Source organism: Geothrix edaphica (assembly GCF_030268045.1).
GTDB classification, from domain to species: Bacteria; Acidobacteriota; Holophagae; order Holophagales; family Holophagaceae; genus Geothrix; species Geothrix edaphica.
This window is the reverse complement of record NZ_BSDC01000001.1, coordinates 1,279,789-1,294,389: the sequence shown is the minus strand read 5'-3', so window position 1 is coordinate 1,294,389 and position 14,601 is coordinate 1,279,789. Positions and strand designations below refer to the sequence as shown.

Below are 14,601 nucleotides of genomic sequence, written 5' to 3'. Positions count from 1 at the left end.
GACCTCTCCTTCGGACTGACAGGATCTGGCAGCGGTCAGACTCCAGTCGGGATCGAGCCTACTTCACGGCCTCTTTGACGCCACGCCCGGCATCCTTGGCGCCCTTGGCGACGCCCTTGCCGGCGGTCTTGGCGCCCTGGCCCACGGCCTTGCCGCCTTCCTTGGCCGCTTGGCCGACCGCCTTGCCGCCCTTCTTGGCCGCCTGGCCGACCGCCTGGCCCCCCTTCTTGACGCCCTGGCCGATCTGCTTGCCGGCCTGCTTGATGTCCTCCTTCACGCCATCGACCGGGGCCGGGGCGGTGAGGAACAGGAGGGTGAGGAGGGCTGGGACCATGGAACCATTGTACCCCGCTGGGCGAGAGGGGTGCTTCCAGGGGAAGATGGGGGGATGAATGGAACCCCGACTCGGCCGACCCGCATGTCCCGCCTCGCAAGCTGGCTGCGCGCCCACGCGCCCGAGCTGCTCTTCGCCCTGCTGCTGGTGGCGGTGCTGCCCGTGCGCGACCTCTGGGCTCCGGATGAGCCGGATTTCGCCCAGTGCGTGAAGGAGATGCGCCTGCGGGGCGACTGGCTGCTGCCCTACCTCAACGGGGTGCCCTATAGCGAGAAGCCCATCCTCTACTACTGGGTGATGAAGGCCTCCTCCGTGCTGTTCGACACGCTCACGGGCGGACTGGGCTTCACCCAGGGCGTGGCGGCCTGGGCCCTGCGCCTGCCCTCGGTGATCGCGGCGGTGGCCTTCCTGTCGGCCTTCCGCCGCTGGGCCGTGCGCTTCCTGGCCCCGGGCACGGCCGAGCCAGCAGCCCTGATCCTGGCCACCACGCCCCTCTGGTTCTGGCAGGGGCAGTTCATCCAGATCGACATGCTCTTCGCGGCCCTGCTGGCCTGGAGCTGGCTCGCCTGGCTGGGCGGCTACCTCCTGCTCCGCGAACACGGCCCCGAGCTGGCGCCCGGCGAGCACCGCCGCTGGTTCCTGAAGGCGTACTTCTGGCTGGCCTTGGCCTTCCTGGCCAAGGGGCCCCTGGCCCCCGTGCTCTCCGTGCTGGTGCTGGTAGCCTTCCTGGTCTGGCAGCGGGACCTCGCGGTGCTGCGCCGCGCGGGCATCGTCGCAGGCCTCTGCCTCACCCTGCTGCTGGTGGCGCCGTGGTACGTGGCGGCGGGCCTGAAGGGCGGGGCGCACTACGCCTACGAGCTGATCATCTTCCAGAACTTCGAGCGGGCCACCAAGGCCTGGGATCACATCCAGCCCTGGTGGCGGTACTTCGAGTACAGCCTGGGGGACTTCTTCCCCTGGGTGCTCCTGGTGCCGGCGCTGGCCCTGCATCTGCGGCGGGAACGGAGGCTGGACGAGGCTGCGCCGAGATTCCTGCTGGCGGCCTTCGTGGTGCCCTTTGCCTTCCTCAGTGCCGTGCAGAGCAAGCAGGGCAAGTACCTGCTGATGAGCTACCCCTTCCTGGCCCTGCTGCTGGGGGACCTGTTCCGGCGGATGGAGGGTGACCGCGTCCGCCGCCTCGGGCTGCTGCTGGCGGCCGGCCTCGCCCTGCCGGCCCTCGCCCTGACGGCCCTGGCCCTGGGGGCTGGCGGTGTGAAACTGCAGAGCCAGGTGATCCCGTTCCTTGGGCCCACCCGGCTCATGGCCCTGGTGCTGGTCGGCAGCACCTTTCTCATGGCGGTTCTGGCCTGGCGGAAAAGGGCCGGCGGCCTGGTCCGCGCCGCGGCCCTGGGCCTGGGTCTGCTCTACCTGGTGGGCGGCACCTGGGGCTTCCGCCTCCTGGACTCACAGAAGTCCTACCGTCGCTGGACAACTACTGTCCAACCGCTGATCGCCGGTCGCCAGGTCTTCTACTGGCAGACCATCCGTAGCGGCGTCATGGTCTATACGGACCACCTCATGCCGGAACTGCGCAACGCCGAGGCCCTGGAGCGCATGGATCCCGAGGCCCGGCTGGTGGCCCAGCGCGGCGAGTGGGACCAGGATGCCTGGGGCATGACCTCGACCCTGCGGGCCCGCTTCGAGGTGCTCGCCGCGGTGCCGACTGGCGGCGGGGAGATCCTGCTGCTGAAGAAGCGGCCATGATCCCTGCCGGCGCCCACTGGATCCGCATGCCCCGCTTCGTGGGCGACGCCATCCTGATGCATCAGGCGGCAGCGCCTCTCCTGGCCGCCGGCCTGCCCCTGGTGGCCTGGGGCCCGGCGGCCACGGTGGAGCTCTTCGAGGGTGCCCAGGGCTACGTCGGGGCCTGTGCCGATCCCGCGAAGAAGGCGGGCCTGCTGGAAGGCGCCCGGCTCCTGCGGGCCCACCGGCCTGCCTCAATCCTGGCCCTGGCCAAGAGCTTGCGCGCACCCGTCGCCGCCTTCGCCGCCCGGGTGCCCCGCCGCGTGGGCTGCGGCGATGGGGGTGCCTCCCTCTTGCTGACAGCCAGCCTCAACTACTGGGGCCGGGACGACCACTCGCTGGAGCGCTACCGGGATATCGTGCGCCTGGGCTATCCGGAGCTGGGGCCACCCGCCTTCCTGCCGTTCCGTCCGCGACCTGAAAGTGCCGAGGCTGTGGCGGCGGCCCGCGGGGCGAACGGGTTCGATCGGGGCCCCTATCTGGCCTTCGCCATCGGTGCCGCCGCCGGCGCCAAGCGCCTCGGGCTCGAGCTGCTGGTGGACTTGGCTCAACGCGCCCTGGCCCGGGGGTTCGGCATCGTGGTGCTGGGCGGTCCCGGCGACGATGTGCTCTGGGGCGGGCGCCTCCAGGAACGGGTGCCCGAGGTGCTGAACCTGACGGCGCAGATCCCCTGGTCGCAGAGCGCCGCCTGGCTGGTGGGCGCTTCCGCCGTGCTGGCCAACGATTCAGGCCTGGCCCATCTGGCCGCGGCCTGCGGTGTGCCGCTGGTGACCGTCTTCGGTCCCACCATCCCCCGCCACACGGCCCCCCGGGGCCCGAAGGTGACCGTGATCCGGAAGGAGGGCCTGGCCTGCCTGGAATGCCAGCAGTGGCATTGCCCCCTGCCGGACCATCCCTGCATGACCCAGGTTCCCGCCGAAACCATCTGGACCGCCCTCGAAGCCCACCTCGCCACCCCCGCCCCGGAGGCCCCATGAGCCCCAATGTGAAGGCCATCCCCCTCATCGTGCTGGGCGTGCTGCTGAACGCGGCGGCGCAGATCTGCCTGAAGAAGGGCCTCCAGGCCGCGGGCGGCATGCACCTTGCGGTGGGTCCCCTGTTCCGCCTGATGCTCGAACCCTGGGTGATCGCGGGCCTGGCGTGCTACGCCGTGAGCGTGGTTGTGTGGCTGGGTGCGCTGTCCATGGTGCAGGTGAACTACGCCTATCCCTTCCTGGCCCTCGGCTTCCTCGCCAATGCCCTCATGGCCCGGGCCTTCCTGGGCGAGGCCATGACCCCCATGCGCTGGGTGGCGCTCACGGTCATCGTCATCGGCGTGGGGCTGCAGGCGTGGAGCGGTCGCGGACAGTGAGCGGAGCGCCAGGCCTCAGCTTCCGCACACCTGGGCCAGTACGCCCGCCCGGAGCGCCTCGGCACTGAACACGCCCCGGTCCAGCACCAGGCTGGTGACGAGATCTGCGGGCGTGACATCGAAACTCGGGTTCCAGGTGGGCATATCCTCCGGGGCCCAGCGCCACCGGCCGTAGCCCCGCACCTCCGCGGGGTCGCGCAGCTCGATGGGGATGGCGGCGCCGGTGGGGCAGGCCAGGTCCACCGTGGAGAAAGGGGCCACGGGGTGGAAGGGCACGCCGTGGTGCTTCGCCTGCACGGCCACGCCATAGGTGCCCACCTTGTTGGCGAAGTCGCCGTTGGCGGCCACGCGATCCGAGCCCACCAGCACGCGCTGCACCTTGCCGTCGCGCAGCAGCAGGGCCGCCATGCTGTCCGTGATGAGCGTGGAGGGGATGCCCAGCTTCCGCAGCTCCCAGGCCGTGAGGCGCCCGCCCTGGAGCAGGGGCCGCGTCTCGTCCGCGTAGACATGGATGCGCTTGCCCTGCTCGTGCGCACGGCGGATGACGCCCAGCGCCGTGCCGATGCCCGCGGTGGCCAGGCCGCCCGTGTTGCAGTGGGTGAGGATCCCTTCGCCGTCCTGGATGAGCGCCGCGCCGTGCTGGGCCATGCCTTCGCAGAGCCGGACATCCTCCTCGAAGATGGCCTGGGCCTCGGCGACGGGATCGGCGGCGCCCATCATGCGGTCCATGGCCCACATGAGGTTCACGGCCGTGGGCCGGGCTGCGCGCAGGGCCGCGCAGGCGGCAGCGTATTCGGCCGCGGACGCGCCCCGGTGGGCGAAGGTGGCGAGGCTGGCCGCCGCCGCCACGCCGATGAGCGGCGCGCCCCGCACGGCCAGGCGCCTGATGAGGGCGATCATGGCCTCGGGCTCGCTGCCGTCCAGCCAGATCTCGGTATCCGGAAGCTGGGTCTGATCCAGCACCCAGAGCGTGTGGCCATCGTGTCTCAGGCCCAGGGATTCGAAGGAATGCATCAGATGATCCTCGGTCCGATCTTCGCCCTCAGGGCGCGCAGTTCCTGAAGGTCGGAGGCAGGCAATGGCTTGGCGCCGCCCAGGGCCTCGGCCTTCCAGAGGATCTGGGCCACCTGCTCCAGGCGCTCGAGACCACCCACGGCCTCGTCCAGGTGCTCGCCCCAGCAGAGGCCGCCGTGGCGGGCCAGGATCATCAGGCGGTGCTGAGGCAGGAAGGGCAGGAGGTTCGCGCCCATGGCCTCGGTGCCGGGAATGGCCATGGGCACGATGGGAATGCGGCCGGCAGCCAGGATCACCTCGGGCAGGCCGTCGGAGGGCAGCTCCTCCAGGTCGGGCCGGGCCAGGGACCAGGCGATGGCGGTGGGGGGATGGGCGTGGACCACGGCCTTCGCTTCCGGCACGGCGCGGTAAATGGCCAGGTGCATGGCGCGCTCGCTGCTGGGGCGACCCGAGAGGATCTCGCCTGCCAGCGTGAGGTGCGCCAGGTCCATGAGTTGCACCTTGGCCTTGGGCACGCCGCTTGGGGTCATGGCGATGAGGCCGTTGGGGAGGCGCACGGAAAGGTTGCCGTCCGAAGCCGCCAACAGGCCGCCCGCATGCAAACGTCGGCAGCCGTCGAGGAGATCTTGGAGCAGGGAGTCGGGCATGGGAACCAGTGTAGGGGGGCCATGAGCGGGAAAGGTAATGGCTGGTTTTTCGGGGAGCCGTGCCCGGACCCGGAATGCAACCGCCTGTCCACCCGACCTGAGGTAAGTGTGCTCGTGACTTTGGGCACGATTCACCGGGAGGCCTGGCCATACCACACCTTGCGGTAGACAATTTGTTGGCCGCCCCCGGTGGGGAAACTCGGCTCCTTGATTGTTCTCAACCCGAAAACTTCCCAAAAGGCTCCTCCATGGCACTGGCGGCACCGGATGTTTTCTCAATGACCTCGATTTCGCCGACCGACACAGCTCTGCCTCCATCCGGCACGGAACCCGTGGGATTTGAAGGCGCCATCTCGAACATGACCCTGGCGGATGTGGTCCAGATCGAGGGGCAGAACCTCTTTTCGGGATCCATCCAGGTCGTCTACCAGGAGCGAGAAGGGCAGATCTTCTTCCATCGCGGCGAAGTGGTCCACGCTGAGGTGGGGAGCCTCGGGGGCGAGGAGGCCTTCAACCGCATCATGGCTTGGCCTGGAGGAAGTTTCCGGCTGCATCCCAACGTGATGACCCTCCACCAGTCCATCCACAAACACAGGGAACACCTGCTTTTGTCCGCACACCAGTGGCTGGATGAGTCCCGCCACGGTCTTACGGAACTCCGGACCGGGAGCGCGCCGGGTCAGCCAACGACGGTCCGCCCGGAGGAGTTCATGCAGACCGTCGGTGGCGTTCCAGGCGTTGCCTATGCAGTGTTCACGGACGAGGACGGGGCGCCGCGCGGGGTGACGGATGCTCGGGGCGAGGACCTGGCGGCCAAGGGCGCCTACTTGGCGACCATGATCGCTGCCCCCTTGGGCGAGGCGTTCGGGCTTGGCGATCTACAGGCGGCCTTGATTCATGCAGGGCCTGAACGGGTGCTGCTGTTCAGGTCGAAGGGGACGGGTCTTTCGGTCTGCCTCACTGATGATGCTGCTCCAGAGGCGGTAGAGGCGGGGATCCGGCAGGCTCTTGTAGCGCGCCGGGTGAGCTCATGACCGAGGCGAAAGAGATCCTCCACCAGATTCTCGGTGTTCCGGGAGCCATCGGGACGCTGGTCTTCAGCACCGAAGGGGCGGTACTGGCCTCGGATTTTCCCGACCATTACTCCATCGGCACCATCCAGAACATGGTCCAGCTCCTTTCGGAGGACTTCCTCGTCCAACAGGCCCTCGAGGGAGAAGGTGGCGGCCTGGACCTGCGCTTCAACGGGGGGCGGGTGATCCTGCGCCCTGTACCCAAGGGCGCGATCCTCGCCTTATGCAACGGCTCGGTCAATGCCCAGCTGATGAACCTGGCGCTGCTCCAAGCCGCGCACCGGCTCGAAAAGGCCCTGCCCACGGCCCCACCCCGCAAACCGCCCGCAGTGACGGTCGCCACGACCCGTTCGGTGGTTCTGGGACAGTTGAAACAGGCCTTCCTCGGATCCATCGGTCCCATCGGCGAGCTCCTTTTCTCGAGGGTCCATGCCGACTGGTCGGCCGGAGAGGATCCCAGGAAACTCAGGGACTTCGTGAACCTCCTCGCGCAGGAACTCGACGATCCCTCGGACCGCAAGCGTTTTCTCAAGGAAGCGAACGCCATCATCGGCTGAATCATCGGCCATTCGGAGGTCATGCATGGACATTGGAGCCCTCAAGCGGAGCATCCGCTTCAAGATGCTGGGCGGAATCCTCATCCTGGAACTGCTGATGGTGGCGGTCTATTCCGGGATCCTCTACATATCCGTCCGGAACAGCCTCGCGCTCAATGCCACGAAGGCCGTGGAGCGGTCCCAGGGTGCCTACAACCTGATCCTCCAGGGCGATACCAAGATGCTGTCGGCGGCCATGAATAGCCTCGCCACCAACGCCTCCCTGCGTCAGGTCTATGCGGACCACCAGGATCGTCAAAAGCTTCAGGAGGCGGTGCAGGACCTCTACCGGGAGAACAAGGCCCGTTTCGGGATCACGCACCTCTATTTCATCGACAAAGATGGCACCTGCTTCCTGCGGGCCCACGACCCAGGCAATTTCGGTGACGTGGTTCAGCGGGAGACCTTTCAGCAGGCCCGGGCGGCCGGGAAGACCGTCAGCGGCATCGAGCTCGGCAAGACAGCCTTCGCGCTGCGAGTGGTGACCCCCTACCTCCACAACGGGGACCTGATCGGATTCTTGGAATTCGGGGAGGAGATTGACCATTTCGACCAGCTGGTGAAGCGGGAAACCGGAGTGGATGTGGCGGTGATGGTGGACAAGCAGTTCCTGGACGAGGACCAGTACCGGAAGACGCTCAAGGCGAAGGGAAAGGCGGACAACTGGGATCAGTTCAAGGGGTTCGTCATGGTCAGCACCACCCTGGCCGATGCCACAACGGCCGCCGGCATGGTTTCCGAAGAGGAGTTCCGCAAGGCCACGTCCCCTGAATACTTCGGAGTCTTCACCCGGGGCTCGCGGAGCCTTGCCAAGGGGGCTTTCCCCCTCAAGGACGCCTCCGGGAAACAAGTGGGCGTCGTGCTGGCCCTGAACGATGTGACCGACCAGATCCGGAATGAACACTCGGCCATTTGGACCCTGGTTCTCGCCACAGTCCTGGTCTTCGCGGGCAGCTTCGTGGTGGCGGCGATGTACCTCCGCGTAGAGATCATCGGGCCCTTGGTCCAGTTGGCGGGACAGGCCAAGGAGATCAGCATGGGGAATGTCGACCTGAAGCTCGAGACCGAGCGGGAAGACGAGATCGGGCTGCTGATCCGATCCTTCGAACGGATGCGCGTGAGCCTCAAGAAGTCCATAGCCATGCTGACCCGACCAGAGTGACCTCCACTCCAGTCAGGTCCGGCGCGCCACCCTTTCAGCGCTTCTTCGGTGCGGGAAGGGTGGCGTAGCGCTCGGCCTGGCGCAGGTTCTCCGTGAGGACGGGATCGTCGGGGCGCAACGTGAGGGCTGCGCGGAAATCGTCCCGGCTTTCCTTGTACCGCTTCAGTTCGAAGCGGGCCCGGCCACGATTGAAGAGGGCCTCAAGCTGATTGGGCTCCAGTGCCAGGGCCTTGTCGAGGGCCTCGCAGGCCTCGGCCCAGGCCTTCTCCTCGTTCAGGCAGCGGCCCAGGTTGTTCCAGGCGTAGGCGATCTTGGGATCCTTCGCCACGGCCTCGCGGAGGATCGGTTCCGCTTCGGCCAGGCGCCCCGCCCGGGCCAGGGCCTCACCCTTCCAGGCCAGGGCCATAGCATCCCCGGGGTGTGCTCCCAGCAGCGTGTCGGCGCAGGTCAGGAGGGCGCTCCAGTCCTGCGCCAGCCGGGCCTCGGCGCAGGCATTGGGATAGCCGTCGGGGTAGCCCAGCCGGCCATTCTCCGCATGGGCGGTCGCGGCCTCCGCGTGGCGGCCCAGCTGGCTCAGGGCCTGGGCGCGGTAGAGGCGGTAAGTGGCCAGGCGGGGGCCGGATTTCGCTTCCAGCTGGGGCTGCAGGGCCTCGCAGACGGTTGCGAGCCGCTCCCACCGCTGGCTCCGGTTGAGGGCCTGGATCCACAGCTCGTAATGGGCCCCGCGGGTGGCCGGCGGCACGGTCTCGAACCAGTCCGCGAGACCGGCCCAGTCCCTGGCCTTGTAGAGGGCCTCACCAGGGGCGGGCAGGGGCATGGCGAGACCCTGGGACTGGACCTGGGCGACAGGAGTCAGGAGGAGCAGTGGGATCATGGATTATCCGGAACAGGCGGGAGGGGCGCCTCCAAACCTACCAGTGAAAGGGGCGGCATCGCCGCCCCTTTCACTGGTCGCCGAGGTGGGGCTACTTGGTCAGGTTCTGCCGCAGCGTGGCCTTCAGCGCCTCGGCCTCGGGATTGGCCGCGGTGGGCACCACGCCCGCCAGCTGTCCGGCCTTCTCGCTGAGGAGGAGCCCCAGCAGGCTCTCGATGAGGCTGCCGCCCCCCTTGTCGCCGCCGCCCATGTGGATCTTGGGGACGACATCCACCTGGGACTTCTCGATGGCCTCGGCGAAGCGGTTCATGACCTGCTGCACGAGCTGGAACTGGGGGCCGCCATAGGCGCGGACCTGCTCCTCGATGGCCATGGCCTGGGCGATGCCCACGCGGGCGGCCTGCTCGGCCTGGGCTTCGGCCATGACCTTGATGCGCTTGGCCTCGCCTTCGCCCATGAGGCGCACCTTCTCCGCCTCGGCGCCGGCGAGCGTCTGGATCTGCGCCGCCTGCTGCTGGGCCTTGGCGTAGTCGGCCTTGCCCTGATTGCTCTGCACCTCGATGCTGATGGCCGATTCCGTGAGGGCCGTCTGCTGCTTGGCCTTGGCCTCGGCCTCGCGCAGCTCCCGCTCCTTGGCGGCGGCATTCTGCTGGCGGCCGTAGGTCTCCACCTGCTCGTCGGCGATCTGGCGGCTGCGGAGCTGGATGAGGATCTGCTCGATCTGCCCGCCCTGGCTGCCGCTGCTGGGGGTGCCGATGAGCACCTCCTGCAGCTCCAGGTTGTACTGGGCGAACTTCTCCTTCATCTGGACGCCGCTCTGCTCCTGGATGGCGCTGCGGTCCTGGATGAGCTGGATGAGGGTGCGGGTCTGGCCGATGTTCTTGAAGTAGGCGCTGACCATGGGGTCGAGCGTCTGCTCCACCAGCTTCTTGATGTCGCCGAAGCGCTGGATGACGAGGGGCGCCTTGCGGTAGTCGATGTGCACCACCACGGACAGCGGCAGGCTGGGCTCGAAGGCGTCCTTGGTGATGAGGCTCACCTCCGCCAGGTTCTCATCGAACTTGTGGCTGCCCACCTCGCCCTTCGTCCACTTGAGGATGAAGTTCGTGGTCGGCACCATGAGCACCTTGCCGGCATAGGCGTTGAAGGCGTACTTGCCGGGCAGCAGGGGCTCGCTCCACACGCCGCGGGTGCCCTTGGTGACCAGCTCGCCGTGGCGGTACTCCTGGCCGCTGATGTCGGCGCCCACGGCGCCGGTGTAGCTCACCACCACCCCCACGGTGCCGACTTCCACGACGGTCTTGGGGATCAGCTCGATGGTCGCGAAGAGGCGGTTGATGTAGTAGGTGCCTTCCACCAGCACCTGGTACTGGCGGCCGCGCTGGCCGCCCGCCACCAGGAACTTGTCGGCGTCCTGGAAGTTGTTGTGGTAGGTGGAGGCCTGGTGGGGGTCCTCGCCCACGGTGGAGGCGATGATCTCGCCGCTGGCCAGGCTGGGCCCGTCATGCACGGTCACGATGCCCACCGCGTCATCCGTGCCCTTGATGATCACGGGCCGCCAGCCGGCGCGCTCGGTGATGATGGCGCTCATCTTCTGGAAGGTCTCCAGCTCGCCGGGATCCAGGGGCAGGTAGAAGAGCCGGTCCTCGGTGAGCACCACGAACTGCACCAGGTTGATGGCGTAGATGCCCTCGCGCAGGATCTGGCGCTGGGGGCCCTTCTGGCCGCCGTTCTGGAGGAAGGCCACCACATCCTGGAAGTCGGCGCCGTGGACGTTGCTGGCCAGAGCCTGGGTGGGCGGCAGGTCCTTGCCGTCGCGGGCGAAGATGTAGCCGATCTTGCCCTGGGGGATGGTCACCAGGGGCATCTTGTGGATGCGGTACTGGAAGGGCGTGAGGAGGTGCCAACCGCCGCGCAGGAGCTGGGGCTGATAGCCGGCCTCGCCGTTGAGGGCGATGAGTCCGGTCTTGACCGAGCCCTTCCGGCTGATGAGCTTCTCGACGATGCCCACGCGGTTGTTGGGGATGTAGCGGATCCACTTGCTGAGGAGGATCAGGGTGAAGGCGGCGGCGAGAAAAGCCAGCAGGCTTAGGCCGGGGTTGGCGGATAGCCAGGTGAGGTCCATGAGGACTCCAGGGGAGGGGTTGGGGATAGATTACCGGCCCGGCGCGCCCTCCCGCCCGGGTTCCGGGGTTTTTCCGCGGGTCCGCGCCCCGGCTCCGGGGGGAGCGGGCGGTTGGGATCCTGCGCGGAAAGAACCATACGAAGGCTCGAATCATAGGCTGGCCTGAGGGCCCCGCCGTGACGCGCATCACCATTTCGCCTAGGCTTGGGCATGCGAACCACGCGTGAAGGGGTCGGGAGCCGGGGTCGCCTCTGCCGGAGGTCCTTGGTAACGGCCCTGCTGGCGGGCTCCGCGCTCGTCGCCCAGGCCCCGGCCACCTGGGAGGAGCTGGAGGCCCGGCAGGCGCGCATCGCCAGCGTCGACATCCTCATCGGCGACGTCTTCGACCCCTCCCAGCCCAACGAGAGGCACTGGATCGGCCGCGCCGCGAACTTCCTGCACATCGAGACCCGGGAGCAGGTGGTGCGCCGGGAGATCCCCTTCCAGCCCGGCGATGTGGTGAATGCCCGCCTCATCCACGAAGCCGAGCGGAACCTCCGGACCTTCCGCTTCCTGAAGGATGCCCGGATCGAGCCCCAGGTGGATGGGGACGGAACCGTCCACGCGGTGGTCCACACCCGGGATGCCTGGACGCTGAAGGGCAGTGCCGGCTTCACCCAGGTGGGCGGCCAGCGGAGCTTCGGGTTCTCCGTCCACGAGGCCAACCTCCTGGGCTTCGGCAAGGACCTGGTCCTGGCCCACGAGAAGACGCCCGAGCGGTCCATCGACACAGTGCAGTATCTGGATCGTCAGATCCTGGGCACCCAGTGGACCCTGGATACCCGCTACCAGGCACTCTCCGACGGGAAGACCCGCTTCCTCGAGCTGTCCAGGCCGTACCGCGGCCTCGAGACGCCCTGGGCCATGAGCTTCCGCGCGTCCTCCTCCGATGCCGTCGAGTCGGTCTACAACCTGCGGCAGACCGCCTACGCCTTCAGCTCGCGCCAAGAGAACGTCCTCGTGGGTGGAACCATGGCCGCGGTGGTGGCGGATGGGCGGGCCCTGCGTCTGGGCGGGGGGCTGGACCTGAAGCAGTCCCGGTACGGCCCGATCCAGACGCTCGCCGCGGGGAGCCTTCCGCCCCCTGTGCTGCGGGACCGCCAGCTGCGGGGCGTCCATGTCACGGCGGGCCTGTTCGAGGACCGGTATCAGGCCTTCGTGGATCTGGCCGGCATGACCCATCCCGAGGACTACAACCTGGGCTGGGACGCACAGGTCAGCGTGGGGTCGTATCTGAAGGGACTGGGGAGTGATGTCGCCTCGCCCTTCCTCCGGGCCAGCGCCGCCAAGGGCTGGACGCCAGGAGCCCGGTCCCTCCTCCTGCTGCGGGCCAAGGGGGAGGCCCGCCACGAATCCGACGGCTGGCAGGACGCCTCCTTGAACCTGGGCTTCACCGCCTACCATCAGGGGTTCCCCGCGCAGACCCAGGCGGCCTATGTGCAGCTGGATGCGGTCCACCGGCCGGAGCCCGAGTCCTACCTCTACCTCGGCGGCATGGATGGCCTGCGGGGGTACGGGAACCACCTGCTGCTGGGCGACCGGCGCTGGATGGCCTCCCTGGAGGAGCGGATCAACACCTCCTACGACTGGCTGGGCATCCTGCGGCTCGGGTTCGTGGTGTACGCGGACGGCGGCGCCATCCGCCGGACCGACACCGGGCGCTGGAGCCGCACCTATGTGGATGTGGGCGGCGGCTTGCGGCTCGGCAACCTGAAGAGCTCGGTAGGCCGGGTCTTCCTGCTCACCATCGCCTACCCGCTGGTGCGGGACCCGGGCACAGAGCACCACCAGTTCGTCATCAGCGATGTGGTGAGATTCTGAGCAGAGGCTTCCTCCCGCGCCCAGGGTAGCCTTGTCAAATGGACGAATGGCTCGATCAGCTCCGGGAGCGCCGGGGCACCCTGGCGGCGGTGGCCCTCATCGGATTCCTGGGGGTCTGGTGGTGGGGAGACCGCGCCGTGGCCCAGCCCTCGGGCATCCTCGCGCCGGGGGAGCCGGCCCAGACCCCGCCGGAAGCCGCGAGGACCTGGACCTTCCACGACCACACCCTCACGGCCCTCGCCGCCTTCGAGATCCGGGCGCGGGTGCTGAGCGTGGAACGCTACCGCTTCGACCGGCCCGCGGAGCTGTCGCCCGTGGACCTGGCCCTGGGCTGGGGCCCCATGTCCGATTCGCGGATCCTCGAAGCCTTCACCATCGAGCAGCGGGACCGCTGGTACTTCTGGCGCGCGGCCCACATGCCCATTCCGGAAGCGGAGGTCATCGGCCACAGCGCCAACATGCACATGATCCCCGCCAACGAGGGCATCGCCCGGCGCCTGAAGGCAGCCCGGGTGGGGCAGCTGGTCCACCTGCGGGGGCAGCTCGTGCGGGCGGACGGAAAGGACGGCTGGCACTGGGTCAGCAGCCTGAGCCGCACGGATACCGGGGATGGCTCCTGCGAGGTGATCTGGGTGGAATCGGTGCAGGTCGCAGACCGGCCGAAGGATATGTGACCTTCGGATCTGCAAAATAGAATCCTCCGGCTGCTAGACTCAGCACTGCAAGGCCTTCCAAGCTCCTGGAGCCCCATGTTTGACATCGAAGCGTCCCTCGACAGCCGCCTGCTGGCCGTGCCCCGGAACCGACCCACGGTGATGTTCCCCGAGGCCCTGGATCCGCGCACCCTCGAAGCCGCCTGCTTCCTGGGGCGCTTCATCCGCCCGGTGTTCCTGGCGCCGGAGGCCGAGGTGAGGGCCGTGGCCGCCCAGCGTCTGGCCCACCTGGGCGCGGACCGGGTGGCCTACACCCTCTCTGAGAGCGCCTTCGTCGACCCCGTGTCCCGGCCCGACCTGGTGGAGTCGTTCGCCACAGCCTGCGTGGCGTTCAGCAAGGCGCAAGGCCGGGCCATGGACCTGGGCGAGGCCCGGAAGCTGGTGTCCGAGCCCGGCCGCTTCGGCATCTGGGCCGTGAAGCTGGGCCACGCCGACATGGTGGTGGGCGGCGCCATCCACGAACCCAAGGCCTTCTTCCGGCCCATGGTGGACATCCTGGCCCAGCGCAGCGTCACCTGCGAGGCCGGTGTCTTCGTGCTGCCGGACGAGCACCCCGAGGAGGTCTACCCCCACAACATCGTGGTCTTCGGGGATGTGGGCGTGAACGCCAGCATGACCCCGCGCACGCTGGCGGAGGTGGCCGTGGGCACCTGCGCCGTGGCCCGCGACCTCATCCCCGAGGACGTGCTGCCGGAGATCCGCTGCGCCATGGTGTCCTACTCGAACCGTGGCAGCGACGAGGGGCCCTCGCCCGAGCTGGTGCGCCAGGCGGCGGATCTGGTTCCGGCCATCCTCGCGGAGCGCATCGCCCACAGCCCCCGCTACGCCAGCATCCAGATCCGGGGCGAGGTGAAGGTCAGCGTGGCCCTCTCGCGCCGTTCAGCGGGTCTCTACCACTCGGACGGCCTGCCCTGGGAAGGCGTCCCCAACGTGATCGTGTGCCCCAACCTGGACATGGGGAACCTGCTCTACCACCTCTATGCCACCCGCTTCCCCGAGGCCAAGAAGTTCCCCGTCATGTTCGGCCTCTGGTTCCAGGGCGTGGATCTGCCCATGGACTGCACGCCCGA

13 protein-coding genes and 1 pseudogene are annotated in these 14,601 nt (G+C 68.3%); 9 read left to right on the top strand and 5 right to left on the bottom strand.

Translation table 11 applies throughout. The features are described 5' to 3' along the window. Positions 1 to 58 precede the first annotated feature (58 nt). A complete protein-coding gene (locus tag QSJ30_RS05825; protein ID WP_285607366.1) occupies positions 59 to 334 on the bottom strand; it encodes a hypothetical protein in 276 nt (91 codons plus the stop codon). An 84-nt stretch (positions 335 to 418) separates the two neighbouring features. On the opposite strand from QSJ30_RS05825, the gene QSJ30_RS05820 reads away from it, so the two are divergent. From QSJ30_RS05820 to QSJ30_RS05810, 3 genes are read left to right on the top strand one after another with little or no spacing between them, the layout of a single operon-like run. Beyond that, entirely contained in the window at positions 419 to 2,077 is a 1,659-nt protein-coding gene (locus QSJ30_RS05820; RefSeq protein WP_285607365.1) for an ArnT family glycosyltransferase, read from the top strand. Then, on the top strand, positions 2,074 to 3,093 hold the full coding sequence (locus tag QSJ30_RS05815; protein ID WP_285607363.1) for a glycosyltransferase family 9 protein: 1,020 nt from the start codon (positions 2,074 to 2,076) through the stop codon (positions 3,091 to 3,093). Before QSJ30_RS05820 ends, QSJ30_RS05815 begins: the two co-directional genes overlap by 4 nt. Further along, entirely contained in the window at positions 3,090 to 3,467 is a 378-nt protein-coding gene (locus QSJ30_RS05810; RefSeq protein ID WP_285607361.1) for a DMT family transporter, read from the top strand. Before QSJ30_RS05815 ends, QSJ30_RS05810 begins: the two co-directional genes overlap by 4 nt. A gap of 15 nt (positions 3,468 to 3,482) precedes the next feature. Here QSJ30_RS05810 and mtnA read toward each other — a convergent pair whose 3' ends face one another. Then, positions 3,483 to 4,481 carry an S-methyl-5-thioribose-1-phosphate isomerase gene (gene mtnA, locus QSJ30_RS05805; protein ID WP_285607358.1) on the bottom strand — a complete coding sequence of 333 codons (999 nt, stop codon included), beginning with the start codon at positions 4,479 to 4,481 and terminating at the stop codon, positions 3,483 to 3,485. Continuing rightward, positions 4,481 to 5,128, bottom strand: coding sequence for a class II aldolase/adducin family protein (locus tag QSJ30_RS05800; protein WP_285607352.1), 648 nt, complete (start codon positions 5,126 to 5,128; stop codon positions 4,481 to 4,483). The genes mtnA and QSJ30_RS05800 overlap by 1 nt, the downstream gene beginning before the upstream one ends. Positions 5,129 to 5,376: 248 nt before the next feature. Here QSJ30_RS05800 and QSJ30_RS05795 point away from each other — a divergent pair, with 248 nt between their 5' ends. The 3 genes from QSJ30_RS05795 to QSJ30_RS05785 are packed head-to-tail and all read left to right on the top strand — an operon-like array spanning position 5,377 to position 7,959. Beyond that, positions 5,377 to 6,162, top strand: a complete 786-nt coding sequence (locus QSJ30_RS05795; protein WP_285607350.1) for a DUF4388 domain-containing protein — start codon at positions 5,377 to 5,379, stop codon at positions 6,160 to 6,162. Next, on the top strand, positions 6,159 to 6,758 hold the full coding sequence (locus tag QSJ30_RS05790) for a roadblock/LC7 domain-containing protein (RefSeq protein WP_285607348.1): 600 nt from the start codon (positions 6,159 to 6,161) through the stop codon (positions 6,756 to 6,758). Before QSJ30_RS05795 ends, QSJ30_RS05790 begins: the two co-directional genes overlap by 4 nt. Positions 6,759 to 6,783: 25 nt before the next feature. Then, positions 6,784 to 7,959, top strand: a complete 1,176-nt coding sequence (locus tag QSJ30_RS05785) for a cache domain-containing protein (protein WP_285607347.1) — start codon at positions 6,784 to 6,786, stop codon at positions 7,957 to 7,959. A 34-nt stretch (positions 7,960 to 7,993) separates the two neighbouring features. Here QSJ30_RS05785 and QSJ30_RS05780 read toward each other — a convergent pair whose 3' ends face one another. Further along, positions 7,994 to 8,833, bottom strand: a complete 840-nt coding sequence (locus tag QSJ30_RS05780) for a tetratricopeptide repeat protein (protein WP_285607345.1) — start codon at positions 8,831 to 8,833, stop codon at positions 7,994 to 7,996. Positions 8,834 to 8,924: 91 nt separating this feature from the next. Further along, positions 8,925 to 10,958 (bottom strand): SPFH domain-containing protein, encoded by a 2,034-nt coding sequence (locus tag QSJ30_RS05775; RefSeq protein ID WP_285607343.1) that lies wholly within the window; start codon positions 10,956 to 10,958, stop codon positions 8,925 to 8,927. 264 nt (positions 10,959 to 11,222) lie between these two features. On the opposite strand from QSJ30_RS05775, the gene QSJ30_RS05770 reads away from it, so the two are divergent. From QSJ30_RS05770 to QSJ30_RS14480, 3 genes and pseudogenes are all read left to right on the top strand, one after another. Beyond that, positions 11,223 to 12,818 (top strand): BamA/TamA family outer membrane protein, encoded by a 1,596-nt coding sequence (locus tag QSJ30_RS05770; RefSeq protein ID WP_285607341.1) that lies wholly within the window; start codon positions 11,223 to 11,225, stop codon positions 12,816 to 12,818. 38 nt (positions 12,819 to 12,856) lie between these two features. After that, the gene (locus QSJ30_RS05765) at positions 12,857 to 13,492 is read left to right on the top strand and encodes a hypothetical protein (RefSeq protein ID WP_285607339.1); all 636 of its coding nucleotides are present in this window, start codon (positions 12,857 to 12,859) and stop codon (positions 13,490 to 13,492) included. Positions 13,493 to 13,567: 75 nt separating this feature from the next. Next, a pseudogene (locus tag QSJ30_RS14480) lies at positions 13,568 to 14,596 on the top strand (phosphate acyltransferase); the annotation flags it as partial. Between the last annotated feature and the right edge of the window lie 5 nt (positions 14,597 to 14,601).